This window comes from Afipia sp. GW821-FHT04G03, assembly GCF_059419985.1.
This window is the reverse complement of sequence record NZ_JBWKSV010000001.1, coordinates 1,676,652-1,701,373: the sequence shown is the minus strand read 5'-3', so window position 1 is coordinate 1,701,373 and position 24,722 is coordinate 1,676,652. Positions and strand designations below refer to the sequence as shown.

The window sequence follows — 24,722 nt, the reverse complement described above, 5'->3', positions numbered from 1 at the left end:
TCAGGTTTCCGATCGAATGAAAAATGCCCGCGCATGTCGCGGGCATTTTTGTTTGGGCTCGCAGTGTCAAAGAAGCCTATCGACGGAGTTCCACGCTGTTGCCCGCGCGCTACAGTAACGACCTTCGACTCTCCTTAAGGTGCAGCCAGATTTTGTTGCATGTTTTTGAGGAATTTCATGAAAAAGCTTTTGATCGCTGCCGCCGTTGCCGCTCTTGGCGCAACCGGCGCGCACGCTGCCGACATCGCGCCGCGCCCCTATACAAAAGCGCCTCCATTGGCGGCTGTCTCAAGCTGGACGGGCTTCTACGCCGGCCTCAACGTCGGCTATGGCTTTAACGATCCGGTTGCGACCTTTGCGCCCAATGACGTTGTATCCGCGAACGTATTCAACTTTTCCAATCCAAACCCGGCGTCGTCAGTTGCATACGATGTCAAAGGCGTTCTTGGCGGCGCGCAGGTTGGTTACAATTGGCAGGTCTCGCCGAATTGGCTGATTGGTCTGGAAGCGGATTTTCAGGGCAGTGACATCAAGGGATCGGCGGCCACGCCCTACGCGCTAATCGGTCGACCCGGGCAAGTTAACGCCGAGCAGAATGTTGAATGGTTCGGAACGCTGCGCGGGCGCGCTGGATTGCTCGCGACTGACAAACTCCTCGTTTACGGAACGGGTGGCCTGGCTTACGGCTCGGTCCACGCAAACTCCACCCTCAGCAACACGATAGGCTATACCGCAACGGGTGGTGGCTTCGGTGCCGCGTGTCCTCCTGCTTCAGGAGCTTGCTACACGGGACCAACGACAAAAGTGATGACCGGGTACACCGCTGGTGGCGGCTTTGAATACGCAGCCTGGCGAAATGTTTCTTTCAAAGCTGAGTATCTCTACGTCAATCTTGGACGTAGCAATATCACTTCGGCTGCCCCCGGCGTTCCCGGTAACGCAATTTCATCTTACAACACGCACTTCAGCGATCTTGACTTCCACGTCGTGCGCCTCGGCGCGAACTATCACTTCTGATTTTTTGATCCGTTAAACAGAAGCCCGGCCAAGACCTTAAGGTTTTGCCGGGCTTTTTGTTTGCGCATGACATGCAACTTTTCTGCATGTGCGATATTGATTGGATCACCGCAAACCGATGGGGAGATCCGCATGGCGGGGAACAAGGCACCCAAAAACATGGTCTGCATCTGGTACGACAAGGATGCCGAAGCGGCCGCGCGATTTTATGCGAGTGTTTTTCCGGACAGCTCAGTCACCGCCGTTCACAAGGCCCCGAGTGACTATCCGTCAGGCAAGGCGGGAGATGTCATCACGGTTGAATTCACGGTCGCCGGAATCCCGTGCATCGGCCTGAATGGCGGGCCGGTGTTTCAGCACAACGAGGCCTTCTCGTTTCAGATTGCGACCGACAACCAGGAAGAGACGGACCGGTACTGGAATGCGATCGTCGGAAACGGCGGGAAGGAAAGCGAGTGCGGCTGGTGCAAGGACAAGTGGGGCATCTCGTGGCAGATCACGCCGCGCGTTCTCACAGAGGCGCTGGCGATCGGCGGGGCTGAAGCCAAGCGCGCGTTCGACGCCATGATGACCATGAAGAAGATTGACGTGGCCACGATCGAGGCGGCGAGACGGGGGTGAAGGCTTCGTCCATTCGTCATTGCGAGGAGCGTAAGCGACGAAGCAATCCATATCCTTGCAAAGAGTGGATTGCTTCGCTTCGCTCGCAATGACGGGTGAAGCAGTTAGGTCATCACCCGCAGCGGCTTGCCGCCGATCCACGCCGCGATGTCCTCGACCATGTCGGCATAGTAGCGGCTGTAGTTTTCCTGCGTGACGTAGCCGAGATGCGGCGTCAGCACGACATTGTCGAGCTTCCGGATCGGATGATCGAGCGGAAGAGGCTCCTGCGAGAACGTGTCGAGGCCCGCACCCGCGATCTTCCTGCGCTGAAGCACATCCAGCAGCGCGGCTTCATCGACAATGGGCCCGCGCGCGGTGTTGATGAGATAGGCCGAAGGCTTCATCCGTTCGAGATCGGCGCGCCCGACCAGCCCGCGCGAGCGGCTGCTCAGCACCAGATGGATGGTGACGATGTCGGCTTTCGCGAACAACTCGTCCTTCGTCGCGTAGGTCACGCCCGCGGCGGCGCAGGCTTCCGGCGTCAGGTTCTGGCTCCATGCGATCACGTTCATGCCGAGGGCCTTTGCAATTGCCGCGACCTTCTGGCCGAGCTTGCCGAGACCGATCACGCCGAGCGTCTTGCCCTCGACATCCTCGCCCATGGTGACCTGCCATGATTGGCCCGCGTGCATCCGCGCATTCTCGAAGCCGATATGGCGGGTCAGTTCGAGCATCAGGCCGATGGTCAATCCGGCCGTGGCGTTGCCGAACCCGCCGGTGCCGCACACCGTGACGCCGCGTTCCCTGGCAGCGTCCATGTCGAAGGCGGCGTTCTTCATGCCAGATGTCAAAAGCAGCTTGAGGTTCGGCAGCGCGGTCAGCACCTCGCGGCTGAACGCCGTGCGCTCGCGCATGGCGCAGACGATCTGAAAATCCTGCAAGGCGCGCACCGCGTCTTCGCTTGAAGCGAACGGCTTGTCGAACACCGTGATGCTGATCTTGTCTTTCAGCGATGACCAGCCGGCCAGTTTCAGGGCCACGTTCTGGTAGTCGTCGAGAATTGCGACGCGGTAGCTCATCGGGGCCTCGTTTTTTGTTCTTCGCTGGCGGGCATGCTGACGTGGCGGGACGGGGAATTCAACCCGTCATTGCGAGGAGGCGAAGCCGACGAAGCAATCCATCGTCACTTCAATGCGAGGTCACAAAGCTGGATTGCTTCGCTGGCGCTCGCAATGACGTGATGAGAGATCAGGCGGATTATAGCACGCAAAGAAAAAGCGCCCCGGCTTTTCGCCGGAGCGCTTGTTCATCGGATGGGTGATCCTTACACGATGCCGAGGGCGCGCATGGACTCCGCGACGCGGATGAAGCCCGCCACGTTGGCGCCCAGCACGTAGTTGCCCGGCGATCCGTAGGTGTCGGCCATTTCGGCGCAGCGGTCGTGGATGCCGTGCATGATCGTGGCGAGCCGCGTTTCGGTCGCCTCGAACGTCCAGGAATCCCGCGAGGCGTTTTGCTGCATCTCCAGCGCGCTGGTTGCGACGCCGCCCGCGTTGGCCGCCTTGCCCGGCGCGAACAGGATGCCTGCGTCGATAAACAGCCGCACGGCTTCCGGGGTGGAGGGCATGTTGGCGCCTTCACCCACGGCGATCACGCCGTTCTTCAGCAGCGTGCGCGCGTCCTGGCCGTTGAGCTCGTTCTGTGTCGCGGACGGCATCGCCACATCGGCGGGCACGTCCCAGATCCGGCCGTTCGGAACGAAGGTCGCATTCTTGCCGCGCGCCTTCGCATAGTCGGAGACGCGGCCGCGTTTGACTTCCTTGATCTCCTTGAGAAGAGCGATATCGATACCGGCCTCGTCGACGACGTAACCGTCGGAATCCGAACACGCGATGACACGGCCGCCGAGTTCGGACACCTTTTCCATCGTGTAGATGGAGACGTTGCCCGCTCCGGATGCGATCACCTTCTTGCCGTCGAAGCCTTGGCCGCGCGTGCGCAGCATACGTTCGACGAAATAGACTGCGCCGTAACCGGTGGCTTCGGTGCGCACCTGCGAGCCGCCCCATGCGAGACCCTTACCGGTCAGCACGCCCGACTCGTAGCGATTGGTGATGCGCTTGTACTGGCCGAACATGTAGCCGATTTCGCGCTGGCCGACGCCGATGTCGCCGGCAGGCACGTCGGTATATTCGCCGAGATGGCGATAGAGCTCGGTGATGAAGGACTGGCAGAAGCGCATGATCTCGCCGGCGGAGCGGCCTTTCGGATCGAAGTCCGAACCGCCTTTGCCGCCGCCGATGGGCATCCCGGTGAGCGCGTTCTTGAACGTCTGCTCGAAGCCGAGAAACTTGATGGTGCCGAGATAGACGGTGGGATGAAACCGGATGCCGCCCTTGAACGGGCCGAGCGCGGAATTGAACTGCACGCGGAAGCCACGGTTGATCTGGACCTTGCCCTTGTCGTCGACCCACGGCACGCGGAAAATGATCTGTCGTTCTGGTTCGCAGATGCGCTCGATCAGCGCGTCCTCTGCATAATGCGGATGTTTGGCGACAACCGCTCCGAGGCTGTCCAGGACTTCCTTGACGGCTTGGTGGAATTCTTCCTCGCCCGGATTGCGGCGTAGTACGTCAGCGAAAATCGGCTGAAGTTTTTCATCGAGCATTTAATCTTACACCTATGGTTTTTAGGTACGACAACGCGCGACCGCAGGCGAAGAGGGTTCCTCTTCGCCTGCGGTTGAAAAGCTGTCGTTTGCGCCCGGCGCGCGCTGATGTCCTACGAACCATGCAGGGCAGCGTCAATCTATGCGCTGTGCGAGGATTCAGTCCCTCTCGCGGCATAGCTCGCGAGGCGCGGAACGTCGTTTTCAGCGAGCAAAGTGAGCAAATTGTCGCGATTTTACCACTGCACGGCGTCCGTCAGACGCGGTGCTGCTTCTGCTTGCTGGCGCACGCCGGTCCGGGTCCGCGCATGTAGTGCCGCTCCGGATGGTAGGATGTGAAGGCGGTCTGGGCGAACTCGTGGCAGAAGGTCACGATCTCGGCAATCAATCCCTTGTTGGAGGAACCGGCCGGGGCGCGCGCGGTGACGTCCGCGATGCGGGATGCAATCGATGGGCTCTGCGTCGTCATGGCTTCTGCTCGACGATCTGTTGTTCGACGCTGCCAATTCGTCGCGGCGCGCCAGTTCGCGGTTCGATTTTGAAGGATGTGGGGGAATCGATTAAAAAGCGGTGTTTGCCCCGGCAACGGCCTGACGACGCGGGAAATTCCGCCTGTTAGGCTTTCCAAATCGCTACTTCCGGGGGCTCGCCGGTTGCCCTTTGCGGTTCCCGCAGTTACATCAACGGCAGCAAATTCCCGCGTATTCCCGCTCAAATCTGACGGTTCCAAGGATCACGATGGCTCGCCAGTTCGTCTACTTCATGCAGGGTCTGTCCAAGGCCTACCCGACCCGCAAGGTGCTCGATAACGTCCATCTCTCGTTCTATCCGGACGCCAAGATCGGCGTGCTCGGCGTCAACGGCTCGGGCAAGTCGACGCTGCTCAAGATCATGGCCGGCATCGACAAGGATTATAACGGCGAGGCGTGGGTCGCCGAGGGCGCGCGCGTCGGCTACCTCGAACAGGAGCCGCAGCTCGATCCCGCCTTGTCCGTGCGCGAGAACGTGATGCTCGGCGTCGCCAAGCAGAAGGCGATCCTCGATCGCTATAACGAACTGGCGATGAACTACTCCGAAGAGACCGCCGACGAGATGACCAAATTGCAGGACGAGATCGAGGCCGCGGGCCTGTGGGATCTCGACAGCAAGGTCGATCAGGCGATGGACGCGCTGCGCTGTCCGCCGGACGATGCGGACATCTCCAAGCTGTCAGGCGGCGAAAAGCGCCGCGTCGCGCTGTGCAAGCTGCTGCTCGACCAGCCGGACCTCTTGCTGCTGGACGAGCCGACCAACCATCTCGATGCGGAATCCGTGTCTTGGCTGGAAGGCCATCTGCGCAATTATCCCGGCGCGATCCTGATCGTGACCCATGACCGCTACTTCCTCGACAACGTGACGAGCTGGATTCTCGAACTCGATCGCGGCAAGGGTATTCCCTACGAGGGCAACTATTCGCAGTGGCTGGTGCAGAAGCAGAAGCGTCTGGCGCAGGAAGGCCGCGAGGATGTTGCGCACCAGAAGACACTGGAGCGCGAGCAGGAATGGATCGCCTCGTCGCCGAAGGCGCGTCAGGCCAAGTCCAAGGCGCGCTATCAGCGCTACGAGGACCTGCTCAAGCAGGCCAGCGAGAAGCAGACCCAGACCGCGCAGATCACCATTCCGGTCGCAGAACGTCTCGGCCAGAACGTGGTGGACTTCGAGGGGCTTTCGAAGGGCTTCAACGACCGCCTCCTGATCGACAATCTGACCTTCAAGCTGCCGCCCGGCGGCATTGTCGGCGTGATCGGCGCCAACGGCGCGGGCAAGACCACGCTGTTCAAGATGATCACCGGACAGGAAAAGCCGGATGCCGGCACCATCACGGTGGGCGAGTCCGTGCATCTCGGCTACGTCGATCAGTCGCGCGACGCGCTCGACGGCAAGAAGACCGTGTGGGAGGAAATCTCCGGCGGCAACGATCTGATCCTGCTCGGCAAGCGCGAGGTCAATTCGCGCGGCTACTGTTCGTCGTTCAACTTCAAGGGCGCGGACCAGCAGAAGAAGGTCGGCGCGCTGTCAGGCGGCGAACGCAACCGCGTGCATCTTGCCAAGATGCTGCGCTCGGGCGCCAACGTGCTGCTGCTCGACGAACCGACCAACGATCTCGACGTCGATACGCTGCGCGCGCTGGAAGAGGCGCTGGAGGATTTCGCCGGTTGCGCCGTCATCATCAGCCATGACCGCTGGTTCCTCGACCGCATCGCGACCCACATGCTAGCGTTCGAAGGCGACAGCCATGTCGAGTGGTTCGAAGGCAACTTCCAGGATTACGAGAAGGACAAGCTGCGCCGTCTCGGCCAGGATGCGGCGATCCCGCATCGCGTGAAGTACAAGAAGTTGACGCGTTGAACGCGCCGCTGGACAGCGACCTCGATGCGCAGGAGCGCGCGCTCCTCGCCATTGACGTTGCCTGGGTCCAGTGGCGGTCGGAATTCCGGAAGAGGTTGTTCACCGACGGCGTTCTCGAACGCCCGTTGCGCAGCGTGTTCGAGGCCGACATGATTTTCAGCATCGTCGCGCACCATGCGCTGAAGGGGCGGCCGGTCACGCTGAAGGAGCTTGCGACATATTTCGGCATGATTGCCACCGAAGCCACCGTCTCCCGGCACATCGACGACATGGCGAAGAGCGGGCTCGTCGAGCGCCGCATCGACGCGGGCGACCGCCGCCGCATGTTTCTGGTGCCGACGCGGCGGCTCGAAGGCCTCGGCCATGAATTTCAGCAGGCGCGCCTGCGCATCATGCGTGAGAACGGTTTTATCTGGAACGGCGGCAACGTGACGGGGTGAGGGACGATGGGGGGCGACGACAAGACACTGACATCCGAAGAAATCGGAGCGACCACGACGGAGACATTCCATTTGAGCGAGTGCACGATCGATGCACAGGAGCGCGCAGCGCTGGCTATCGACATCGCCTATGTTCAGTGGCGCGCAGACTTCCGGCGCACGATGATCGCCTCCGGCGTGCTGAACCGGCCGTGGCGCAGCGTGTTCGAGGCCGACATGATGTTCAGCATCGTCGCGCACCGCTGGCTCGCAGAACGTCCGATCACGCACAAGGAGCTTGCGACCTATTTCGAATTGTTCGTCACCGAAGCAACCGTCTCGCGCCATCTCGATGACATGGAAGAAAGCGGCATGATCGTGCGCCAGGTCGATCCCGACGACCGCCGCCGTATCTTTCTGCTGCCGACGCGGCGCCTGGAAACCATCGGTCACGGATACCTGCAGGCGCGAATCCGTATCATGCGCGATCACGGTTTTGTGTGGACCGGTGAGAGCGCCATCGACAGCAAAACTGCAATCGATCCCGCGTGAATCCGGCGGCCTGCGCCGCTAAGGAGTGATCTTTCCAAACAAGGGGACAGATCATGATTTTGCGATTCATCGCGTTTGCACTCACGCTTCTTTTGCTGACGCCGGGCTCGGTGTTGTCGACGATGGCTGACGATGTCGGCTTGTCGCCGGCGCAGCGGGCGGCGAACATCAAGGCCTATGAGGCGCGCAAGGCGCAGGGAGCGACGGATACGCGCGGGCGCGGCGCGGGTCAGCAGTCGCAGCGGGTGCAGAAGCAGCAGCAACAGGCGATGGAGCGCGCCAGGCGATGCCAGGAGGCCGTGACCAGCGCGCAGAATACGGCGGTGGGCACATCCGTGCTGTCGAGCGCGGTCGGCTTCCTGCCGTTCGGCGGCGCTGCGTCCGGCATGGCGAGCGCCGCGGCGAACGTGGGTGCGTCGGCGGCCGGCGAAATCGCGCGCCAGAAGGCTGACGCCGCCGTGCAGGGTAATTGCGGCGGCTGAGCTTCAGCTGGACTTTGCGAACCATTGCACTAGGCGCGTTTCATCTCGCGCGCGAACGGGCTGAGACCCAGCCACTTCTGAATCGAGCGGGCGATCACAGGGTCGCCCGCGACGTCGAGGCGGCCGGCTTCGGTCTCCGTCTTCACCGTGGTGATGCCCATCCAGATCGCGGTCATCACGCGCAGCGGCCCTTTCACCGTGAGGTCGATCTCGTGTCCCGGATTCACCAGGCAGAGGTCGACGGCGCCGCTGTCGATGACCAGCCACCAGAAGCGCCGCGGGCCTTCCAGATCGGGATAATGGAAGAACACGGTGCAGCGTTTCGGCGGCAGCGGCTTCGGATTGAGATTGCGGCGCATGTCCCACATCAGCAGCGACGGATCGAGATTGCGCAGCGTCAGTTTGGAGTCCACCCAGCGCTGTCCCCAGTTCCCGAGTGACATTACCACGGGACGCAGGTCCTCGCCGGCGGGCGTGAGGACGTAGTCGGTCTTGCCCGGTCCGCGTGTCTGGAGAATTCCGGCTTTCTCAAGCTCCTTTAGCCGCTTGGACAGCAGCGTCGGCGACATGCGCGGCACGCCGCGCCGGATGTCATTGAACTTCGTGCTGCCGCACAGCAACTCGCGCAGCACCAGCGGCGTCCAGCGTGCGCAGAAAATTTCCGCGCCCATGGCCACGGGACAAAACTGGCCGAAGCTGCCTTCCACCTCAGTCCTCCGGCGATTTTCATTGAGCATCTTTAGGCTAGGACCGGGCCTTTTGAGAGTCCAGTCCATTTCTTGGAGCTGAAGGGGGCGCGGAGGCGCGCCAGATTGCCGCGCCCGGTGCGGCGTTTCGCAAATCCGCATAGCTCGGATTCCCGAGACCAGTCCAGATGCAGGACTAGAGGACGGCTGCGGGATTGCGATGATGGGGCATCACATCAGAGGAGGAGGCCGACATGGCTCAGGTTCAACCGATGACGTCCCCCAAGGAATTCAACAAGGAATTCGATGCCGTCCAGATCGCCGATGCACTGGGCAAGCGCTTCGCCGCGGCGGAGATTTACGACGAAGACCGTTTCGTCGCGGAGAACATCAATGCGCTGAAAGAAGCGGGTCTGGTCGAGGCCGGCGTGCCGCGCGAACTCGGCGGCGGCGGCGCGTCCTATGAAGAACTCGCCGAGATGCTGCGCGTGCTGGGCCGCTATTGCGGCTCGACGGCGCTGGCGTTCTCGATGCACACCCACCAGGTCGCGATTCCGGCATGGCGCTGGACGCACCAGAAATTCGCGGGCGCCGAGCCTCTGCTGAAGCGGGTCGCCGCCGAGCGGATCATCCTGCTCTCGAGCGGAGGATCGGACTGGATCGCGGGTTCGGGCAAGGCCGAGAAGGTCGAGGGCGGCTACCGCATCTCCGCGCGCAAGGTGTTCACCTCGGGCGCGCCCCTGGGCGACCTGCTGATGACGTCGGCGGTGCTGGAGAGCGAGGACGGGCCGACGGTTATTCACTTCGGCCTGCCGATGAACTCGCCGCACGTGAAGGTGCTCGACACATGGCGCACGCTCGGGATGCGCGGCACCGGCTCGCACGACGTGCAGATCGACGGTCATGTGGTGCCCGACGCCGCGGTGGCAGTGTCGCGCAAGGCGGGCCAGTGGCATCCGGTTTTCCAGATCATCGGCACGCTGGCGTTTCCGCTGGTCTACTCGGTCTATCTTGGGATCGCGGAAAGCGCGCGCGACATCGCGGTGAAGCTTGCCGCAAAGCGCCATGCCGACCACAATGTGCTGTCGCTGGTCGGACAGATGGAGACGTCGCTGCGCGCCGCGCAATTGGCTCGCAACGGGATGCTCGCGGTGGTTGCCCGCGGCGCCCCCTCGGCGGAAAGCATCAACGAGGTGATGATCTGCCGGCAACTGGTCGAACGCAGCGCCATCCGTGCCGTGGAGCTGGCGATGGAGGCGGCGGGCGGCGCCGGGTTCTACCGGGCGCAGGGGCTGGAGCGCCGCTTCCGGGATATTCAGGCGGCGCGCTATCATCCGCTGCAAGCCGGACCGCAGGCCGAATATGCGGGCGCGGTGGCGCTCGGCCTGCCGACCGATAAAATTTTCTGACGCGAAACTAATTTCGCACGCAAAACAGTCGGCCATGTCGTAAAAGGCGGCATGGCCGACTGGAATGCACAGCAATACCTGAAGTTCGAAGATGAACGGACGCGGGCCGCACGCGACCTGCTGGCACAAATCCCGATTGCGGACGCGCGGGGCGTGGTCGACATCGGCTGCGGTCCGGGAAATTCCACCGAACTGCTGGCCAAGCGATGGCCGCAGGCCAAGCTGACCGGCATCGATACTTCGGCGGACATGCTGCGGCAGGCCCGCGAGCGGCTGCCGCAGGCGACGTTCATCGAAGCCAACATTTCGCACTGGGCACCGCCGGCCAGCTCCGACGTGCTGTTCGCCAACGCGGTCTTTCAGTGGGTGCCGAATCATCTCAAGCACTTGATCCGTCTTGCCCTCGCGCTGCCGCAGAACGGCGCGCTCGCGGTGCAGATGCCCGACAACATGGACGAGCCCTCGCATGTCCAGATGCGCGAGGTCGCGCGCCTGCCGCAATTTCATACCCAGCTCGCGCACGTGCTGGAGGCGCGGGACAACCTGCCGGAGCCCGGCGTCTATTACGACGCGCTGCGCCCGCTGTGTAAGCGTATCGACGTCTGGCACACGGTCTACAATCATGTGCTCGACGACGCCGAGGCCATCGTCGAATGGGTGAAGGGCACCGGCCTGCGTCCGTTTCTCGATCCGCTCGAGATTCCGGAGCGCAAGGAATTCCTCGATGCCTACAAGGCGCGTATCGCCGCGAGCTACCTGCCGCAGGCCGACGGCAAGGTGCTGTTGCGGTTTCCAAGGCTGTTCATCGTGGCGGTGAAATGAAGGTTTAGCGGGTCTTGCGGGCCAACCCGCATGAACCTGACACAATGATGTCGGACTGAAAAATTCGCTTGCGGTTAAACGCCGCTACAGCACGTCTCGACAGAATCGGCCATTCTCCCTAGCTGAGCACCTTCGATGATCAGCTAGCCGGAGCACGTCCCCCGAATGTCCATGACCCCCGAAACCCCGTTGCTGCCGTCGCGCGCCGACATGGCGCTGCGCCCGATCCCGATGCTGATCTTCGGATCGCGCTGGCTGCAGCTTCCGCTGTACGTCGGGCTGATCGTCGCCCAAGGCGTCTATGTCATCCTGTTCCTGAAGGAACTCTGGCATCTCATCATGCACTCGTTCGATTTCACCGAGCAGCAGATCATGCTGGTGGTGCTCGGCCTGATCGACGTGGTGATGATCTCCAATCTTCTGGTCATGGTGATCGTCGGCGGTTACGAGACCTTCGTCTCGCGGCTCAATCTGCAGGGCCACCCGGACGAGCCGGAATGGCTGAGCCACGTCAACGCCAGCGTGCTCAAGATCAAGCTCGCGATGGCGATCATCGGCATCTCCTCGATCCATCTGCTGCGCACCTTCATCGAGGCCGGCAATCTCGGCGGTGCGGGCCGCACCACGAATTACACCGAAGCGGGCGTGATGTGGCAGACCATCATCCACGGCATGTTCATCCTGTCGGCCATCGGCATTGCCTGGGTCGACAAGCTGTCCAACGACGCCGACACCGTGCGCACTGAGGCAAGCAAGAATGGCCATGGCGCACATTGAGTGAGATCCGCCATTGCGAGGAACCCTTGCGGCGAAGCAATCCACCCCTTGCCAAATCAGGACTGGATTGCTTCGCTTCGCCCGCAATGACGATGTCCCGTATCAAACTGGCCGCCGCCTTGCGCCGGGCGCTGATGATCGCACTGTCGAGCGCAGTCCTGTTGTTTGCGCTGCCGCGCGCTTTCGCCGCCGACGCAGCGTTCACCCAGTTCATTGCCTCACTATGGCCGGAGGCGCAGCAGGCCGGTGTCTCGCGCGCGACATTCGACGCACAGACGCGCGGACTTGAGCCGGATTATAAATTGCCCGATTTGCTGCTTCCCGGACGGCCCTCGACCGGCGCGCCGTCGCAGGCCGAATTCGTGCAGGTGCCTGCCGACTATGTGAAGGAAGCCAGCATCGCGCGGCTCGCCGCCGAGGGTCAGCGGCTGATGATCCAGCAGCGCGCCACGCTGGCCGCCATCGAGCAGCGCTTCGGCGTGCCGGGGCCGATCATTCTGGCGATCTGGGGACGCGAGACCGACTACGGGCGCTACGCCCTGCCGTATGACGGGCTGCGCGTGCTGGCGACGCAGGCCTATGTCGGGCGTCGCAAGGACCAGTATCGCGGCGAATTCATCGAGGCTCTCAAGCTGATCCAGAACGGCGACGTGACGCGCAAGGATCTGCGCACGTCATGGGGTGGCGCGACCGGGCTGACGCAATTCCTGCCGTCGGAGCTTGCCAAGCATGGTGTCGATTTCGACGGCGATGGGCATATCAATATCTGGACCTCGGTGCCGGATGCGCTGGCCTCCGCTGCGCAACAGCTCAAGAACAAGGGCTGGCAGGCTGGTTTGCGCTGGGCCTACGAAGTCCACGCGCCGCGTAATGCCGATTGCACGCAGGGCGTGCCGGAAGTGACCAAGCCGATCTCCGAATGGCTGCGCGAGGGATATATCCCGGTGCGGGGCCTGCGTCTCAGCGCAGCTGAAATGGCGCAGAGCGCGTCGCTGTTGCAGCCGGAGGGAATCTACGGCCCGGCGTTTCTGACGACGAAGAATTACTTCGTCATCAAGGAATACAATTTCTCCGATCTCTATGTGCTGTTCGTCGGTCATCTTGCCGACCGCATGGCCAACGGTCCGAAGTTCGCGACGCCGTGGTCGGCCTCGACGCAGATGCGCAGCACGGATGTCGAGGCGATGCAGAAGCATCTGGAGCGCATCGGCCTGTACTCATCGAAGCTCGACGGCAAGGCGGGGATGCAGACCCGTGCGGCGCTCGGCGCTTATCAGAAAAAGGCGGGGCTGAAGGTCGATTGCTGGCCGAGCGCGGATGTGCTGCGCGCGATGAGCGCGGGGCGCTAAACAAAAACCCGGCCGCGAGGCCGGGTTTTGAAACTCATGTCTCACGAAGCAATCGTGAGAAGGTCAGATCAATCGCAAACCTGAACGCGGCGGACGCGCCAGCCGTAGCCGTCCCAGAAGCGCTCGCGCACGAGGCGGCAGGCGGGCTCTTCGACGTACACGGGGCCGGGAGCGTAGCCATAGCCGTAAGCAGGGCGGCTGTTGGCAATCGCGCCGCCGATAATCGCGCCACCCAGAAGGCCAAGGCCCACGCCGGCGGCGACACGGCCGCCATCAGCCTTGGCTGCGGGCATCGCGGTTGCGAGCGAACCGGCGATCGTTGCGACCGCGAGGAACGCCGAAAGAACTTTCTTCATAGTTGTCTCTCCTCAGATCACGCCAGAGCCCGGCGCAAGGCGATTGGTCTGCAAGGTCCAATGACGGGAACTCATTTATCCCGGTTGGCCCCGTTTTCAAAGCACCGGCGTCATCCCGCACCGGCATCTTGTGACGTCCCCGTCGCAGTATATCGGGGATTCTCTTGGTTGAATCCTAAAAAAAGCGCCCCGGAAGGAGGTTTTAACCCTCCCGGAGCGCCTATTTCTTCCAGCCCGTCACGGCTAAAAAATGGCCGGGCGACGGGTCGCAGATCCGGATTAGTTACAAACCTGAACGCGGCGGACGCGCCAGCCGTAACCGTCCCAGAACCGCTCACGCTGCCAGTAGCAGGGCGCGGACACATAGACGGGGCCGTTGCCGTAATAGCCATAACCATAGCCATAGCCCGGGCCGTAGTAGCCGCCGCTGTTGGCGATCGCGGCACCCGCGATGGCGCCGCCGAGAATGCCCAGGCCGACGCCGGCCGCGACGCGTCCGCCGCGCGCTTCGGCGGGAGCCGGGGCTGCGAGGGCGGTGACTGCGACAGTAGCGGCAGCGGCAACCGCCAAGACGATCTTCCTAACGCCGATCTTCTTCATGGCTTCACCTTTCGTCGTTGCGTTGACCCCTAAATAACGGGTCGCGACGCGGAAAGTTGCACCGATCTCTTGAACAGGAACTGAACGGCGGGGGCGGATTCTCGCCATGATTGGATTGTGCTGGCGCAAAAGAAAAACGGCGCCTCGCGAATGCGAAGCGCCGTTTGAATATCGAATGCCGCGCGATGAATCGCGGGCGGGCCGCTTAGAACATCGAGGCGTACTGCTGGAGACCGGCGCGCTGCACAAGGCTCATCGCGGTCTGCTTCTGCTGGTCGTCGAGGCGGGCGAACAGCGCGGACGCGGCAGGCGCGAAGCGGCGCACGGCGGCCTCGTTGACCTGCGGCTCGCGCGCAAGCGCGCGCAATGCGCTGGCGACGGCGGGCCAGTATTTCTGCTGCTCGGCGCGGAGCTTGAGAGCCGTGCGATAGCGCAGGATCGCGACTTCGCTCATGGCGCTCTGATACATCGACAGCTTCTTCGGAGCGGGGGCTGCGGTTTCTCCGTCCTGGTACATCACGGCGTCCTGGGCAGATGCAGGCGCACTGAAAGAGGACAGTGCGGCAACAGCAGCGATCGCGATTACAAACTTTCGCATAATTCTCACTTCAGTATGTGGGCTGATGACAACGGGGCGTAGGGGGCATATGTGACGAAAATGCGATGAAAGTCGTTAATTATTCAGGGATAACGGCGCTTACCCTCCATTAAGGTTTTCGGCCCCGAATTGTTCCGCAAAATCAGTGTTATTTTTTCACTTGTCACACTCGCACATCAAACTTGAGCGCCGTTCATCTGCATGAACGCACTCGCGCCGATGCTGATTCGGCCCGGAAATGCTGAATAATTCGCATCAGGGGCGTTTTGCGAAATATTGTTCAGCGGGACAAGCCGATGGTTTCCGCGAACAATTCCAGCGCGCGCAGCGAGAAGGCGCGCATGTTGGCGATGCGATCGCTGTCGCCGGTCTCGAGCGTGATGACGCGCGGCCGAGGTCCCGCAATCGCGATGCATGAATGTCCGGCGGCGTCGCCGTAGCGATTGCCCGACGGTCCGCTCGCGCCGGTTTCGCTGAGACCCCACGTCGTGTTGAGAAGTTCGCTTGCGCGGTTTGCGAGCAGCATGGCGTAGGGCTCGGTCGCGCCGCGGTTGCCGAGAGCTTCCATCTCTTCCCTGGTGATGTTCACCAGCGCAGCGCGCGCACGCGGCGTGTAGATCACGCCGCCGCCGCGGTAGTAGGCGGACGCGCCGGGCACCGCGAGCAGCGCTGCTGAAATCAATCCGCCGGTGGAGGATTCCGCGACGGCGATGGTTTCCTTGCGCGCGATCAGGGACGCGGCGATTTTCTCCGCGAGCGGCAGCAGCTTTTCCATGGTGAGGCTTTCGGTTTTGGTTGGGTCAGAGCTGCGTCTTGTAACGCGCCTCGACCTCTTCCTGGCTTTCGGGCGTGCCTTGCCCGGTCTGTTCGTGGATGACCTCGCTGATGCTCGGCTGTGCTGTGCGCGCGACGCGCGAGTCCGGCGACCACAGTTTCGAACGCATCAGCGCCTTGCCGCAGTGGAAATAGGCTTCCGCCACTGCAATATCGAGCACCGCGCGCGGCAGCTTGCCGAATTCGATCATCGTCGCCAGCAGATCGGCGTCCGTGGACAGCTTTGCCTGGCCGCCGACGCGCAGCGTCTCGTCGAGGCCCGGCACGAAGAAGATCAGCTGCACATAGCCCGAGCCCGAGAGCACATTGCGGAAACTGTCGATGCGGTTGTTGCCGGGGCGGTCCGGCATCAGAAGCCGCGTCTCGCCCTCGATATGGACGAAGCCCGGATTGCCGCCGCGCGGCGAGGCATCCACGGTGCCGTCAGGCCCTGAGGTCGCCAGCACGCAAAACGGCGACAGGCCGATGAAGTTCGCGGCGTGGCGATCGATGCGCGCGAGCTGTTTCGCGATCACGCGCTCGGTCGGTGGGGCATAGATGGTGCCGAGGTCTTCAGGTCCGATATGCGCCACGCGGTGCTCCCGTTCTTGCGATTGTCACGTTTAACCCAATCCGCCGCGTCATGCATTTGGAGGCTGCGCCACAGGGCTCAAATCGCTTTCTGAAAATCAGATTAGATCGATTCCAAACTGTCTGCGAAGCGCGAAGCCAGTTTGGAATAGCTTAAAAGTAGCTGTTTTCCTTTTGCATCGGCGGCTTCGCTCCCATACCTGTGGATCAACAGTCCCCACAGGTTTTGCCCAGCAGTCCATGATCGTTTGTTCCTGCAACGTCCTGACCGACCACGACGTGCGTAACGTTGTGACTCAAGCCAAGGATTTTCCGCGCACAGCGGGGCAGGTCTATGGATGCCTCGGCTGTAGCGCCGAGTGCGGCCGTTGCGCCCGGACCATCAAGAAGATCATGGACGAAGCCCTTGGCGCCTGCGCCAAGTCCTGCTGCTCGGGATGCCCCCATAGCCAGCAGCATGACGCCGCCGAGGCCAATCCGGAGCCTGTGGCTCTGTTCGCCCAAGCTGCCTGCTAAGTCATTTCACCGTTTGATATTTTCAGCCTCCTGCCGATAACTTCGGCGAGGGGTTGTACTCGCGTGGAATCTGATTTAGAACGTTTCTAAATTAGATTTTGACCGTCCCTGGGACGGTCCGCGATGGAGTGAATCATGAAGGGCGACCCCAAGGTCATCGACTACCTCAACAAGGGCCTGCGGAGCGAACTGACCGCGATCAACCAGTATTGGTTGCATTTCCGGCTGCTCAACCACTGGGGCCTCAAGGACATGGCGAAGCAGTGGCGCAAGGAATCCATCGAGGAGATGCACCACGCCGACCGCTTCACCGACCGCATCCTGTTCCTCGACGGCTTCCCCAACATGCAGGTGCTGGACCCGTTGCGCATCGGCCAGAACGTCAAGGAGATCCTGGAATGCGATCTCGCCGCCGAGAACGGCGCGCGCGCGCTGTATCAGGAAGCGGCGACCTACTGCCACAGCATCAAGGATTACGTCTCGCGCGACCTGTTCGAGAGCATCATGAAGGACGAGGAGCATCACATCGATTTCCTCGAAACCCAGATCGATCTGGTCGAGCGCATCGGCATCCAGCTCTACGAGCAGAAGCATGTCGGCAGCATCGGCGACGACAATGCGCCGGAGGGCGGCGGCCACTGAATTCGTTTGGATCGGCCGTTGGCCACCAAATGCCTGTTACGATCAAAGCCCGGACCGCTCGTTGCGGCTCCGGGCTTTTCTTTTGGCGCTCCCCTTCGCCGCGAAATGCTTTAGCCTCACCGATAACAAGAACACCGGGAGAAACGCGATGACATATGACTGGCCTGCGATCGTCGGCGATCTGGACTCGCTGCTGAAGCTGCGTTCGATCCCGTTCGGCATGAAGATGTTCACGCGGCGCGAGGACATGGAGGCGATCCCGAAAATCCGCAGGCCTCAATCCGTGCACACGCTGGACCAGATCGTGGCGCAGGCGGCGCGGATCGGCTGGACGGTCGGCATCACCAGCGACGATCTGGTCGGCGCGCAATGCCGCGCGGTGGTCGGCCTCGGCGGCGCCAAGACCGAGACATGGCAATCCGGACAGCACATGACCGGCGTGTGGTTCTCGACGCAGCAGGATGCGCAGGCGCACCAGGAGGCGATGCATTGCGTGCCGGATGGGCAATACGACGCGCTCGCGGTCGGGCCGCTGTCGTCGGGCAAGCTCGATCCGCCGGACATCGCGCTGTTTTACGCAACGCCCGGCGCGATGATCTATTTCATCAACGGATTGCAGTGGTCTGGCTACAAGCGTTTCGACTGGAGCGTGGTTGGCGAATCCGCCTGCGCCGACTCATGGGGCCGCGCGCTGACCACGCGATTGCCGAGCCTGTCGATTCCGTGTTTCGCCGAGCGCCGCTATGGCGGCGTGCTCGACGAGGAAATGCTGATGGCGACCCCGCCGGAATATCTCGTCAGCGCCATCGCCGGCATGAAGGCGCTGTCGAAGAACGGATTCCGTTATCCGTTCGCGCAATACGGCGTGCAGCAGGACGTGCGCGCGGGCATGGCTGTGAGTTATCCGGGGCGGAAGTAGGTTTGCGATATTTCAGCGAGTCGTCCCCGTGATGCCTGTGTGCTGTATGGCTCACGACCCATCGGCCGGCACGAAACAAGTGATCTCGATATTGCCGCGAAGGGTCACGTACCACACCACCGCGCCGCCGGTGGGATTGCCGCCGGTGCGGATGATTGCTTTCTCCGGCACCAGCCACCACGTGCCCTCTATCGGCACCCAGTAGTTGCCTCCGCGCACATCGTAATCGGTGCGGTGTCCATCTGAGACATCGCAGCACGGCACGCCGGCGGGGCTGCGCGCATCCTTGAACCATTTCCGGATGTGTTCGGGTACGTCGGCAAACTGTCCGCGATCGACCGCGAAGGTCGTCGTGGCAAACAGCATTAGCGGAATCATCAGGGCAACGCGCGATGGCCACCTCATGCGATCCTCCGGACGTCAAGGACTCGCGCAAAGTTTCGGAGAGTCGCGCAAGACCGTCGAGACAAACCCGTCGGGCGTGCAACGTTCCTCCTGCGCATAGATGAGGCACGATGCGGCGCAGCATGGCTGTACCAACAATTGATTTGCTCCCTCTCCCCGCAAGCGGGGAGAGGGTCGGGGTGAGGGGCTTTTGTAACGACCGAACGCTGGCGCCCCTCACCCGGATCACTGCGTGATCCGACCTCTCCCCGTAAACGGGGCGAGGTGAAGTCCCCGTCACGCCCTGGCGTGGCCGCGTTTCTTCTTCGTCTCGGGCGCGGGCGGCGGCGTCAGCGGACAGCCCGCGAAGGCGGCCTCAACGGCAGCGGGCGCGCCGTCGAGTTTGAACTCCGCCGTGGTGCGCCCGGCCGCGAGCGAGCGGATGCGTATGACAAGACCGCTTGAGCTCACGAGTTCGCCGGCGAATGTCGTGACCGCGGCACGGTCCTCGATCACCACGGTCCGGTATTCCTGAAGGAAGCGCGCCGCGACATTGTCGTGGCCGGGCTTCTCGTCGAAGCGATAACCAAGCGTCGAGTTGGGGTCGGTGCCGACCTTGAATTCGAAAGCGAAGCGCACCATCGGCTTGCCCTCGAAACAGGTGAGCTGCATCGAAGCCGGCTTGGCGTAGTCGGCGAAACTGTTCGAGGCGTTGTCGATGATCAGCATCGCGCTCGGCACCGGCACGCCGGTGATGCGATCGACCTGCTTTTCGATTTTCCAGTTGCCGGAGGTCGTGGTCGCGGGATTGACCACATAGGGATCAGGCGATGCGCATGCGGCAAGCATCGCGCACAATCCTGCTGTCATCACGGCGAACGCGACACCACGCACAACGACATCCCCGGCCCAGCCTTTAATCTGCAACCGGAGCGGGTAGGGCGCAAGCGCCTTTATGCCGTGCGCGCTTCCTCGACATGGATGATCGACGCCACCGCGCCGACCACGACCGCGAGCGCGAGGCACCAGAAGCCCACAAAAACATACATGGTCGCGGAGACCGCGCAGCCGATCGCGAAGAAGCCGATGGTGAGCGCAAGGCGGCTGAAGCGAAAGCGCACAGGCGCAGCCTGTTCGGGCGTCGTGCCGACAAGCAGGTCGACCGCGTCGATGGTCGCCTGCACGGTGGAGCCGGTCATCATGGTGGAGGGCGGCATGTTCGCCATGTGCACGCGCTGCACGGCGTTCTGCATCGCCATCGCGGCGACCCCGGCGAAGCCGGTCAGCAGCGCCGCCGGCGTGTTGGCATCCGGAAACGGACCGAAGCCGACCGCGAGCCCGAAGAAGGCGGCGAGCAGCATGACCTTCACGGTGAGCAGGATCGGCCGCGCAGGCAGACCACGCGCCCGCAGGACGATACCCGCAAGCCGCGCCAGCGCGATCACCGCGATGAATTCCGGCAGCGCGAGAATTTTTCCAATGATGCCGTGACTGCCTTCGACCAGCGCGTGTCCGAGCGTGACGAAGTTGCCGGTGACATGCGCCGTGAACAGGCCATTGAGCCCGAGGAAGCCAGCGGTGTCGACGAAGCCGCCGTTGAACGACAGCAGTGCGGCGACGACGTTGGTGCGGGTGAGCTGATTCATGTGGGGATGAGCCCCACCACGTCACGCACAGCCGCGATCGGCTGGATCGCCGCCGACCAGAAATTCCAGTCAGGACCGAACAGGTCCGCCGCCGTGTCCTCACCCCGCGCCCACGCGTACCAGAACTCCTGCGGATCGAGCGCGCCGGTGGCCGCACCCGCGGCATCGTCGATTGGAATGCCGAGATGTCCGCTCAGGATCGCCGGCAGCACATGACCCGACATCCCCTGATTGCGATGCATGGTCGCCGACACCGCCGACGTCAGCAGTTCGCCGCGCGGCGACGTGTCGTAACCGGCCAGCACATGCACGGAATCGTGCGGAACGGAGAGGGCGAAGTTGAGCGCGGTTGGTTCGCCGGGATAGGCGTAGTTGTTCTCGTCATAGAAGGCCGCGAAGGCGTAGCCGAACGTATCGCCCGGCAGCCGCGCCAGCGCGTGAAACCGCGTCGCAAGTGCGGGATCGGGCTCGGCGTTGTAAGGCCGCAGCCACGTGTCCGCCTCCGCCGTCGTCCACTTGCGGCCGGTCACGCTTTCGATTTTGGCAAGGGTCATGTGATCGATGGCGTCGGAGAGTTTGCCCGCCGCAAGCCGCGCGAGGTCGTCGACGAATTCGTCGTGTACCTTGAGCGTGCCGGCCAGCTTGATCACGGCGTGAAGTTTCTCGACATTGATCGTGCCGTCGAGCAGCGCGATGACGGTTGCAAAGCTCACGGCCTGGCGGGCGAGATCGGCGTCGGACGCAAGTGCGCTGACCCGCGAGGGACTGAGCGGCATCAACCCGGCGAGGCCGAACTGCGGCTCAAGCTGGAAAATATAGCGAGTGGCTGCTGCGATGCTTTCCTTGTCCGCCTCGGTCGGCGGCCCCTCGGCGGCCGCGACACGCAGCATGATCGCCAGAATGCAGCGAGCCTGATCGAGCGTGGCGGGAATGTGCATTCGTGCCTCGCGACCGTGCCGGCGGCTACCTGAATTGCTTCCGGCAGAGCGGGGACAGTTTCGAGACGTTCCGCTCCATGCAGGCCGTGATGCGCTCCACATTGGGAACGAACTGCCGGCAGAAGGTCATCGCGTCCTTGCGGCAGGCGCGGCGTTGCTCCGGCGTGCCGGCGGCCTGCGCCGACGACGCGGCGAGCAGGGCCACAAGCACCGTCGCGGCCCCACACGCGAGTATCATTCTGGTCAGTCTGGTCATGTCTGTTCCTCAGCAAGGAACCGTAACCCGATTGCGAGGCTCCATCAACGCTAGTGATGCGCCGGGACCTCGACGCCGTCAGCGGAATACTGCCGGATCTTGTTGCGCAGCGTGCGCACGGAGACCCCGAGCACGCGCGCCGCGTGCGTGCGGTTGCCGCCGCAGCGGGCCAGCGTTTGCACGATAAGTTCGCGTTCGATTTCACCGACGGTGGCGCCGATCAGCAGCCGGACCACGCGCTTCGGCGCGATGGCGGGACCGCTCGGCGGCAGAATTCCGGCGATGTGATGTGCTGTGTCTTGGGTCATCGAGACCTCCACCAAATCCGTGTCCACGAAGGACGCAGACTGTTAAAAGTTCTCCGATCTCAGCCCTGAAAAAAGGGTGGGCCGATATAGTTAACAATTTCCTAACGGCGCTCTAACCCCTTCATGGAACTCACGAATTGGAACCGGATGGAACCGCGGGAAAATCCTGCGCGCGCAGTCCCTTAAGCCTTTAAACCGGCCCGGTTCAGAGCGAATAATATCGGGCCCGCGATGGACAAGGAGATCGGCCATGTGCCGCAACATCAAGACGCTGTTCAATTTCGAGCCGCCGGCGACCGAGGATGAAATCCACGCCTCGGCGTTGCAGTTCGTGCGCAAGCTGTCCGGCTTCAACGCGCCGTCGAAGGCCAACGAAGATGCGTTCAACCGCGCCGTCGCCGATGTTTCCGAGGTCGCGCGGCGATTGCTGACGTCGCTGCACACCCACGCGCCGGCGCGCGACCGCGAGGTGGAAGCGGAAAAGGCAAGGGAGCGCAGCAAGGCGCGGTTCGGTTAAGCCGGCAGAAGGCGGGTGTGGCTGAAGCAAGCGGGCAGCCCGCTGCTTTTGGTTCGCGGGGTCCGCTCGTCTTTAGCGGCGCGGCAGCGCGACCGGCACGAAACGCGGATCGCTCGATCCGGCCCGCAGGTCGATCGCGGCCACGCGCAGCAGGGCTTCAAGTTTCAATAAAAAGATTTCCGCCAACATTGTCATAATCCACTTCTTGATGTGTTTGACCGTCGGGCAGTTGAACGCCGACTCAAAAAAGCAGCGTTCAATGTCTGGCATGAAAGCTATGCCTCGGCGCGGGCGCTCGCAATGGTCTTGTCGCTGCCGGACAACGAGTTAACCTTACACAAAGCCGCTCAGGCCCGGAGGCATTCGATGAAATGTGTCGTTGCGCTGCTGCTCACCTGCGCCTGCGCGTCCATGGCAGGTCTGGTCTCGCCTGTTTTTGCCGACACGTCGGACCGCTTCAGCCAGGGCGGATGGATCGAGAAATTCCAGCCCGCCATCGATCAGGCCAACGCCAGCGGCGAACTGTTTCGGATTCGCGGCCATTGCCAATCGAACTGCACGCTGTTTCTCGGCGTGCGCAACGTCTGCGTCGAGCGCAGCGCGCGGCTGCTGTTTCACGCCGGCCATGGCCGCGGCGCGAACAGGAATGTCATCAACGCGGGCTCCACCAACCGGATGCTGAATGCCTACAACGCGAAACTGCGGCAATACATTGTCGAGAAGGGTTATCTCACAAGGCTGGAATTCAGCACCATCTCCGGCGCGCAGATCATCGACCGGTTCGGCTACAGGGAATGTCCGCGGGGATAGGGCGGCCGATCATGCCGTTTGGGCTGCGCGAATCCGCCCCATGGGGTAAGCTTCGCGCGACTCATCTGTGATGCGTTTTCGCAAGCGCCTGTTCATCAAACTCAACACAATCCGGGGAAACCACATGCAACGATTATCCGTCCTTCGCGCCGCGGCGATCGCTCTCGCGTTCGCAGGCATCGGCCTGTCATCCGCAGCGCAGGCCGACTCGGGCACCGTGTCGCTCACGGTCTACAAGGCCGGCTGGTTCATCGGCGGCTCGGGCGGCGGCGGCACGCTCAATTTCCGGGGCAGGAGCTATCGGCTCTCTGCCGGCGGGCTGGACTACGGCCTTGTGTTCGGCGGATCGAAGACGGTGCTGCGCGGACGGGTCAGCAACATCAACCGTCCTTCGGACGTCGCGGGTGTCTATGGCGCTGCGGGCGCGGGCATCGCGGTCGGCAGCGGCGCGCGCGCCATCGTGCTGACCAACCAGAAGGGCGCGGTGCTCGAACTCTCCGGGCGGCAGGTCGGCTTGATGGCCAACGCGGACCTGAGCGGACTCGCGATTACGCTGAAGTAAGAAGCGAAAGCGCGCCGCATCCCGGCGCGCCTTTCTCCCTCAAGTCGTGGACTCGAGCAGTCCGCTGTCCGGCGCGCGATCTAGATGCGCGCGCCGCGGTTGTAGGACTCGATCAGCTGATTGTAGTCGCGCAGCAGCCGCTCAGGCGATCCCTCGATCATCCAGCCGCTGCCCGCGTTGAGCATCATCTTGTCGCCGCTGCTGTAAGGCACCTTGTCGCGGACACGGCGCATCAGTTGTTTTGCCGACGTCAGGAACGACTTGGCGCTGCTGGTGAACATTGAACCGATCTTCTGGCCGCCATCGGCGTTCGCGACCTCTTCGACGCCTTTGATGGCGGCTTCGTAGTCGTTCAGCGCTTGCGTGATCGCGACCATGTCCGGCTTGTCGGCATTTTGTGCCCGCAACACGCGCTTGGCCTGGATCATCAGCGCTTCCACATGATAGCGCGCCTTGCGGCCTTCGCCGCGCTCGATCTCGGCAAGCCGCTCCAGCGCGCGCCTGTCGTTGATGACCTCGACATTGCGGCGCAAATCCTTGTCCGCCTTTGCAAAGGCATCCCACGCCGCGACAAGCTGGGGATGCAGCGCCTTCCCCTTGGCCATCTTGTCGTCCTTGTAGTTCTCCTGGGTGTAGTAGTCGTCCGTCTCCTTCAGCAGCGGCTCCAGCTTGCTGACGGCATCGGCGTAAGCCGACGCAGACGCTTCCAGTTCGGCATCGCGCGGTTCCAGCGCGTTGGCCTTCTCTACATTCTTGCGGCAGTCCGACGTGTCATGGATCGTGTATGTGCCGTAGATGATCCGCTCCTTGCCGGTCGGCCCGCTCTGCTTGGCCCAGCTGAAATAGCGGCTGCGGGAACTGTAGGAGCGCTCGGACAGGCGATTGATGCAGCCCACGTAGGCGTTCATCTTTTCCGTCAACGCAGCTTCGGATGGCGAGGCCGGGGGCTTTGTTTGCGCTGCTGCCGGGTAGGCCATGCATGCCGCGACAAACGCGGCGATGAGGGTTCGTGTGGAAACGGGTCTGCTTCGCATGGCTCCGGTCGCCCTGTTGAACACGGTGGTGTGTCGGCATGACGCGCCAAACGGTTCGAC

General features: G+C 62.6%; 33 protein-coding genes. 16 read left to right on the top strand and 17 right to left on the bottom strand.

Translation table 11 applies throughout. The features are described 5' to 3' along the window. The first annotated feature begins 177 nt into the window (after positions 1–177). Both AC07UB_RS08115 and AC07UB_RS08110 read left to right on the top strand, forming a co-directional pair. On the top strand, positions 178–1,017 hold the full coding sequence (locus tag AC07UB_RS08115) for an outer membrane protein (protein WP_494651432.1): 840 nt from the start codon (positions 178–180) through the stop codon (positions 1,015–1,017). A gap of 132 nt (positions 1,018–1,149) precedes the next feature. Next, positions 1,150–1,638, top strand: a complete 489-nt coding sequence (locus AC07UB_RS08110; RefSeq protein ID WP_494651433.1) for a VOC family protein — start codon at positions 1,150–1,152, stop codon at positions 1,636–1,638. A gap of 104 nt (positions 1,639–1,742) precedes the next feature. Here the strand turns inward: AC07UB_RS08110 and AC07UB_RS08105 are convergent, their stop codons facing one another. From AC07UB_RS08105 to AC07UB_RS08095, 3 genes are all read right to left on the bottom strand, one after another. After that, positions 1,743–2,699, bottom strand: a complete 957-nt coding sequence (locus AC07UB_RS08105) for a D-2-hydroxyacid dehydrogenase family protein (protein ID WP_494651435.1) — start codon at positions 2,697–2,699, stop codon at positions 1,743–1,745. Between the two features lie 245 nt (positions 2,700–2,944). After that, positions 2,945–4,288, bottom strand: coding sequence for an NADP-specific glutamate dehydrogenase (gene gdhA, locus AC07UB_RS08100; protein ID WP_492792462.1), 1,344 nt, complete (start codon positions 4,286–4,288; stop codon positions 2,945–2,947). A 256-nt stretch (positions 4,289–4,544) separates the two neighbouring features. Beyond that, positions 4,545–4,757, bottom strand: a complete 213-nt coding sequence (locus AC07UB_RS08095) for a hypothetical protein (RefSeq protein ID WP_492792463.1) — start codon at positions 4,755–4,757, stop codon at positions 4,545–4,547. Between the two features lie 269 nt (positions 4,758–5,026). On the opposite strand from AC07UB_RS08095, the gene ettA reads away from it, so the two are divergent. Genes ettA through AC07UB_RS08075 form a run of 4 tightly spaced genes read left to right on the top strand, consistent with a single transcriptional unit; the run spans position 5,027 to position 8,129 of the window. Then, a complete protein-coding gene (gene ettA, locus AC07UB_RS08090) occupies positions 5,027–6,676 on the top strand; it encodes an energy-dependent translational throttle protein EttA (RefSeq protein ID WP_492792464.1) in 1,650 nt (549 codons plus the stop codon). Next, entirely contained in the window at positions 6,673–7,116 is a 444-nt protein-coding gene (locus tag AC07UB_RS08085; RefSeq protein WP_492792465.1) for a MarR family winged helix-turn-helix transcriptional regulator, read from the top strand. Before ettA ends, AC07UB_RS08085 begins: the two co-directional genes overlap by 4 nt. A gap of 6 nt (positions 7,117–7,122) precedes the next feature. Then, on the top strand, positions 7,123–7,647 hold the full coding sequence (locus AC07UB_RS08080; RefSeq protein ID WP_492792466.1) for a MarR family winged helix-turn-helix transcriptional regulator: 525 nt from the start codon (positions 7,123–7,125) through the stop codon (positions 7,645–7,647). 53 nt (positions 7,648–7,700) lie between these two features. Next, on the top strand, positions 7,701–8,129 hold the full coding sequence (locus AC07UB_RS08075) for a hypothetical protein (protein WP_494651437.1): 429 nt from the start codon (positions 7,701–7,703) through the stop codon (positions 8,127–8,129). A gap of 29 nt (positions 8,130–8,158) precedes the next feature. Here AC07UB_RS08075 and AC07UB_RS08070 read toward each other — a convergent pair whose 3' ends face one another. Further along, the gene (locus AC07UB_RS08070) at positions 8,159–8,866 is read right to left on the bottom strand and encodes a winged helix-turn-helix transcriptional regulator (protein ID WP_492792468.1); all 708 of its coding nucleotides are present in this window, start codon (positions 8,864–8,866) and stop codon (positions 8,159–8,161) included. 203 nt (positions 8,867–9,069) lie between these two features. On the opposite strand from AC07UB_RS08070, the gene AC07UB_RS08065 reads away from it, so the two are divergent. The 4 genes from AC07UB_RS08065 (at position 9,070) to AC07UB_RS08050 (ending at position 13,172) form a co-directional block, all read left to right on the top strand. Next, positions 9,070–10,224 (top strand): acyl-CoA dehydrogenase family protein, encoded by a 1,155-nt coding sequence (locus AC07UB_RS08065; protein ID WP_494651440.1) that lies wholly within the window; start codon positions 9,070–9,072, stop codon positions 10,222–10,224. Positions 10,225–10,275: 51 nt separating this feature from the next. Beyond that, positions 10,276–11,046, top strand: a complete 771-nt coding sequence (gene tam / locus AC07UB_RS08060) for a trans-aconitate 2-methyltransferase (protein WP_492792470.1) — start codon at positions 10,276–10,278, stop codon at positions 11,044–11,046. Between the two features lie 165 nt (positions 11,047–11,211). Then, positions 11,212–11,823 (top strand): TIGR00645 family protein, encoded by a 612-nt coding sequence (locus tag AC07UB_RS08055; protein WP_494651442.1) that lies wholly within the window; start codon positions 11,212–11,214, stop codon positions 11,821–11,823. A gap of 134 nt (positions 11,824–11,957) precedes the next feature. After that, the gene (locus AC07UB_RS08050; protein WP_492792801.1) at positions 11,958–13,172 is read left to right on the top strand and encodes a lytic murein transglycosylase; all 1,215 of its coding nucleotides are present in this window, start codon (positions 11,958–11,960) and stop codon (positions 13,170–13,172) included. A 68-nt stretch (positions 13,173–13,240) separates the two neighbouring features. Here the strand turns inward: AC07UB_RS08050 and AC07UB_RS08045 are convergent, their stop codons facing one another. The 5 genes from AC07UB_RS08045 to AC07UB_RS08025 all read right to left on the bottom strand — a co-directional run bounded on the left by AC07UB_RS08045 (position 13,241) and on the right by AC07UB_RS08025 (position 16,132). Further along, on the bottom strand, positions 13,241–13,528 hold the full coding sequence (locus tag AC07UB_RS08045) for a hypothetical protein (RefSeq protein WP_492281197.1): 288 nt from the start codon (positions 13,526–13,528) through the stop codon (positions 13,241–13,243). Between the two features lie 279 nt (positions 13,529–13,807). Continuing rightward, positions 13,808–14,128, bottom strand: coding sequence for a hypothetical protein (locus AC07UB_RS08040; RefSeq protein ID WP_492792472.1), 321 nt, complete (start codon positions 14,126–14,128; stop codon positions 13,808–13,810). Positions 14,129–14,333: 205 nt separating this feature from the next. Further along, positions 14,334–14,726, bottom strand: coding sequence for a hypothetical protein (locus AC07UB_RS08035; RefSeq protein ID WP_492792473.1), 393 nt, complete (start codon positions 14,724–14,726; stop codon positions 14,334–14,336). Between the two features lie 280 nt (positions 14,727–15,006). Next, entirely contained in the window at positions 15,007–15,501 is a 495-nt protein-coding gene (locus tag AC07UB_RS08030) for a CinA family protein (protein WP_494651444.1), read from the bottom strand. Positions 15,502–15,526: 25 nt separating this feature from the next. Then, on the bottom strand, positions 15,527–16,132 hold the full coding sequence (locus AC07UB_RS08025) for a pyridoxamine 5'-phosphate oxidase family protein (protein WP_494651446.1): 606 nt from the start codon (positions 16,130–16,132) through the stop codon (positions 15,527–15,529). 238 nt (positions 16,133–16,370) lie between these two features. On the opposite strand from AC07UB_RS08025, the gene AC07UB_RS08020 reads away from it, so the two are divergent. The 3 genes from AC07UB_RS08020 (at position 16,371) to AC07UB_RS08010 (ending at position 18,207) form a co-directional block, all read left to right on the top strand. Further along, positions 16,371–16,646, top strand: a complete 276-nt coding sequence (locus tag AC07UB_RS08020) for a (2Fe-2S)-binding protein (RefSeq protein WP_492792476.1) — start codon at positions 16,371–16,373, stop codon at positions 16,644–16,646. Between the two features lie 135 nt (positions 16,647–16,781). After that, positions 16,782–17,288, top strand: a complete 507-nt coding sequence (gene bfr, locus AC07UB_RS08015; protein ID WP_492792477.1) for a bacterioferritin — start codon at positions 16,782–16,784, stop codon at positions 17,286–17,288. Positions 17,289–17,436: 148 nt separating this feature from the next. After that, positions 17,437–18,207 (top strand): DUF169 domain-containing protein, encoded by a 771-nt coding sequence (locus tag AC07UB_RS08010; RefSeq protein ID WP_492792478.1) that lies wholly within the window; start codon positions 17,437–17,439, stop codon positions 18,205–18,207. A gap of 51 nt (positions 18,208–18,258) precedes the next feature. Here the strand turns inward: AC07UB_RS08010 and AC07UB_RS08005 are convergent, their stop codons facing one another. From AC07UB_RS08005 to AC07UB_RS07980, 6 genes are all read right to left on the bottom strand, one after another. Further along, the gene (locus AC07UB_RS08005; protein WP_492792479.1) at positions 18,259–18,612 is read right to left on the bottom strand and encodes a hypothetical protein; all 354 of its coding nucleotides are present in this window, start codon (positions 18,610–18,612) and stop codon (positions 18,259–18,261) included. Positions 18,613–18,888: 276 nt separating this feature from the next. After that, the gene (locus tag AC07UB_RS08000) at positions 18,889–19,440 is read right to left on the bottom strand and encodes a hypothetical protein (protein WP_492792480.1); all 552 of its coding nucleotides are present in this window, start codon (positions 19,438–19,440) and stop codon (positions 18,889–18,891) included. A 104-nt stretch (positions 19,441–19,544) separates the two neighbouring features. Further along, positions 19,545–20,237: a YoaK family protein gene (locus tag AC07UB_RS07995; protein WP_492792481.1), complete on the bottom strand. Its 693-nt coding sequence runs from the start codon at positions 20,235–20,237 to the stop codon at positions 19,545–19,547. Continuing rightward, a complete protein-coding gene (locus AC07UB_RS07990) occupies positions 20,234–21,175 on the bottom strand; it encodes a hypothetical protein (RefSeq protein ID WP_492792482.1) in 942 nt (313 codons plus the stop codon). Before AC07UB_RS07990 ends, AC07UB_RS07995 begins: the two co-directional genes overlap by 4 nt. Positions 21,176–21,200: 25 nt before the next feature. Further along, positions 21,201–21,431, bottom strand: coding sequence for a hypothetical protein (locus AC07UB_RS07985; RefSeq protein WP_492792483.1), 231 nt, complete (start codon positions 21,429–21,431; stop codon positions 21,201–21,203). 50 nt (positions 21,432–21,481) lie between these two features. Continuing rightward, on the bottom strand, positions 21,482–21,739 hold the full coding sequence (locus AC07UB_RS07980) for a helix-turn-helix domain-containing protein (RefSeq protein WP_492792484.1): 258 nt from the start codon (positions 21,737–21,739) through the stop codon (positions 21,482–21,484). A 250-nt stretch (positions 21,740–21,989) separates the two neighbouring features. On the opposite strand from AC07UB_RS07980, the gene AC07UB_RS07975 reads away from it, so the two are divergent. After that, positions 21,990–22,256 carry a DUF2277 domain-containing protein gene (locus AC07UB_RS07975; RefSeq protein WP_492792485.1) on the top strand — a complete coding sequence of 89 codons (267 nt, stop codon included), beginning with the start codon at positions 21,990–21,992 and terminating at the stop codon, positions 22,254–22,256. Between the two features lie 72 nt (positions 22,257–22,328). Here the strand turns inward: AC07UB_RS07975 and AC07UB_RS07970 are convergent, their stop codons facing one another. Next, positions 22,329–22,526: a hypothetical protein gene (locus tag AC07UB_RS07970; RefSeq protein ID WP_494651450.1), complete on the bottom strand. Its 198-nt coding sequence runs from the start codon at positions 22,524–22,526 to the stop codon at positions 22,329–22,331. Between the two features lie 96 nt (positions 22,527–22,622). Between AC07UB_RS07970 and AC07UB_RS07965 the strand changes: the two genes are divergently transcribed. Continuing rightward, positions 22,623–23,066, top strand: a complete 444-nt coding sequence (locus tag AC07UB_RS07965) for a hypothetical protein (RefSeq protein WP_494651452.1) — start codon at positions 22,623–22,625, stop codon at positions 23,064–23,066. Positions 23,067–23,190: 124 nt separating this feature from the next. Then, positions 23,191–23,628, top strand: coding sequence for a hypothetical protein (locus AC07UB_RS07960; protein WP_492792488.1), 438 nt, complete (start codon positions 23,191–23,193; stop codon positions 23,626–23,628). An 80-nt stretch (positions 23,629–23,708) separates the two neighbouring features. Here AC07UB_RS07960 and AC07UB_RS07955 read toward each other — a convergent pair whose 3' ends face one another. Next, complete coding sequence (locus AC07UB_RS07955) at positions 23,709–24,605, bottom strand: YiiG family protein (RefSeq protein WP_494652651.1); 897 nt, start codon at positions 24,603–24,605, stop codon at positions 23,709–23,711. Positions 24,606–24,722: the final 117 nt, after the last annotated feature.

Excerpts from the sequence above, each read along its gene's own strand:
- AC07UB_RS08115 (WP_494651432.1), top strand. The coding sequence starts at position 178 with ATGAAAAAGCTTTTGATCGCTGCCGCCGTTGCCGCTCTTGGCGCAACC.
- AC07UB_RS08110 (WP_494651433.1), top strand. The coding sequence starts at position 1,150 with ATGGCGGGGAACAAGGCACCCAAAAACATGGTCTGCATCTGGTACGAC.
- AC07UB_RS08105 (WP_494651435.1), bottom strand. The coding sequence starts at position 2,699 with ATGAGCTACCGCGTCGCAATTCTCGACGACTACCAGAACGTGGCCCTG.
- gdhA (WP_492792462.1), bottom strand. The coding sequence starts at position 4,288 with ATGCTCGATGAAAAACTTCAGCCGATTTTCGCTGACGTACTACGCCGC.
- AC07UB_RS08095 (WP_492792463.1), bottom strand. The coding sequence starts at position 4,757 with ATGACGACGCAGAGCCCATCGATTGCATCCCGCATCGCGGACGTCACC.
- ettA (WP_492792464.1), top strand. The coding sequence starts at position 5,027 with ATGGCTCGCCAGTTCGTCTACTTCATGCAGGGTCTGTCCAAGGCCTAC.
- AC07UB_RS08080 (WP_492792466.1), top strand. The coding sequence starts at position 7,123 with ATGGGGGGCGACGACAAGACACTGACATCCGAAGAAATCGGAGCGACC.
- AC07UB_RS08075 (WP_494651437.1), top strand. The coding sequence starts at position 7,701 with ATGATTTTGCGATTCATCGCGTTTGCACTCACGCTTCTTTTGCTGACG.
- AC07UB_RS08070 (WP_492792468.1), bottom strand. The coding sequence starts at position 8,866 with ATGCTCAATGAAAATCGCCGGAGGACTGAGGTGGAAGGCAGCTTCGGC.
- AC07UB_RS08065 (WP_494651440.1), top strand. The coding sequence starts at position 9,070 with ATGGCTCAGGTTCAACCGATGACGTCCCCCAAGGAATTCAACAAGGAA.
- tam (WP_492792470.1), top strand. The coding sequence starts at position 10,276 with ATGGCCGACTGGAATGCACAGCAATACCTGAAGTTCGAAGATGAACGG.
- AC07UB_RS08055 (WP_494651442.1), top strand. The coding sequence starts at position 11,212 with ATGTCCATGACCCCCGAAACCCCGTTGCTGCCGTCGCGCGCCGACATG.
- AC07UB_RS08050 (WP_492792801.1), top strand. The coding sequence starts at position 11,958 with ATGATCGCACTGTCGAGCGCAGTCCTGTTGTTTGCGCTGCCGCGCGCT.
- AC07UB_RS08045 (WP_492281197.1), bottom strand. The coding sequence starts at position 13,528 with ATGAAGAAAGTTCTTTCGGCGTTCCTCGCGGTCGCAACGATCGCCGGT.
- AC07UB_RS08040 (WP_492792472.1), bottom strand. The coding sequence starts at position 14,128 with ATGAAGAAGATCGGCGTTAGGAAGATCGTCTTGGCGGTTGCCGCTGCC.
- AC07UB_RS08035 (WP_492792473.1), bottom strand. The coding sequence starts at position 14,726 with ATGCGAAAGTTTGTAATCGCGATCGCTGCTGTTGCCGCACTGTCCTCT.
- AC07UB_RS08030 (WP_494651444.1), bottom strand. The coding sequence starts at position 15,501 with ATGGAAAAGCTGCTGCCGCTCGCGGAGAAAATCGCCGCGTCCCTGATC.
- AC07UB_RS08020 (WP_492792476.1), top strand. The coding sequence starts at position 16,371 with ATGATCGTTTGTTCCTGCAACGTCCTGACCGACCACGACGTGCGTAAC.
- bfr (WP_492792477.1), top strand. The coding sequence starts at position 16,782 with ATGAAGGGCGACCCCAAGGTCATCGACTACCTCAACAAGGGCCTGCGG.
- AC07UB_RS08010 (WP_492792478.1), top strand. The coding sequence starts at position 17,437 with ATGACATATGACTGGCCTGCGATCGTCGGCGATCTGGACTCGCTGCTG.
- AC07UB_RS08005 (WP_492792479.1), bottom strand. The coding sequence starts at position 18,612 with ATGAGGTGGCCATCGCGCGTTGCCCTGATGATTCCGCTAATGCTGTTT.
- AC07UB_RS08000 (WP_492792480.1), bottom strand. The coding sequence starts at position 19,440 with ATGCTTGCCGCATGCGCATCGCCTGATCCCTATGTGGTCAATCCCGCG.
- AC07UB_RS07995 (WP_492792481.1), bottom strand. The coding sequence starts at position 20,237 with ATGAATCAGCTCACCCGCACCAACGTCGTCGCCGCACTGCTGTCGTTC.
- AC07UB_RS07990 (WP_492792482.1), bottom strand. The coding sequence starts at position 21,175 with ATGCACATTCCCGCCACGCTCGATCAGGCTCGCTGCATTCTGGCGATC.
- AC07UB_RS07985 (WP_492792483.1), bottom strand. The coding sequence starts at position 21,431 with ATGACCAGACTGACCAGAATGATACTCGCGTGTGGGGCCGCGACGGTG.
- AC07UB_RS07980 (WP_492792484.1), bottom strand. The coding sequence starts at position 21,739 with ATGACCCAAGACACAGCACATCACATCGCCGGAATTCTGCCGCCGAGC.
- AC07UB_RS07975 (WP_492792485.1), top strand. The coding sequence starts at position 21,990 with ATGTGCCGCAACATCAAGACGCTGTTCAATTTCGAGCCGCCGGCGACC.
- AC07UB_RS07970 (WP_494651450.1), bottom strand. The coding sequence starts at position 22,526 with ATGCCAGACATTGAACGCTGCTTTTTTGAGTCGGCGTTCAACTGCCCG.
- AC07UB_RS07965 (WP_494651452.1), top strand. The coding sequence starts at position 22,623 with ATGAAATGTGTCGTTGCGCTGCTGCTCACCTGCGCCTGCGCGTCCATG.
- AC07UB_RS07960 (WP_492792488.1), top strand. The coding sequence starts at position 23,191 with ATGCAACGATTATCCGTCCTTCGCGCCGCGGCGATCGCTCTCGCGTTC.
- AC07UB_RS07955 (WP_494652651.1), bottom strand. The coding sequence starts at position 24,605 with ATGGCCTACCCGGCAGCAGCGCAAACAAAGCCCCCGGCCTCGCCATCC.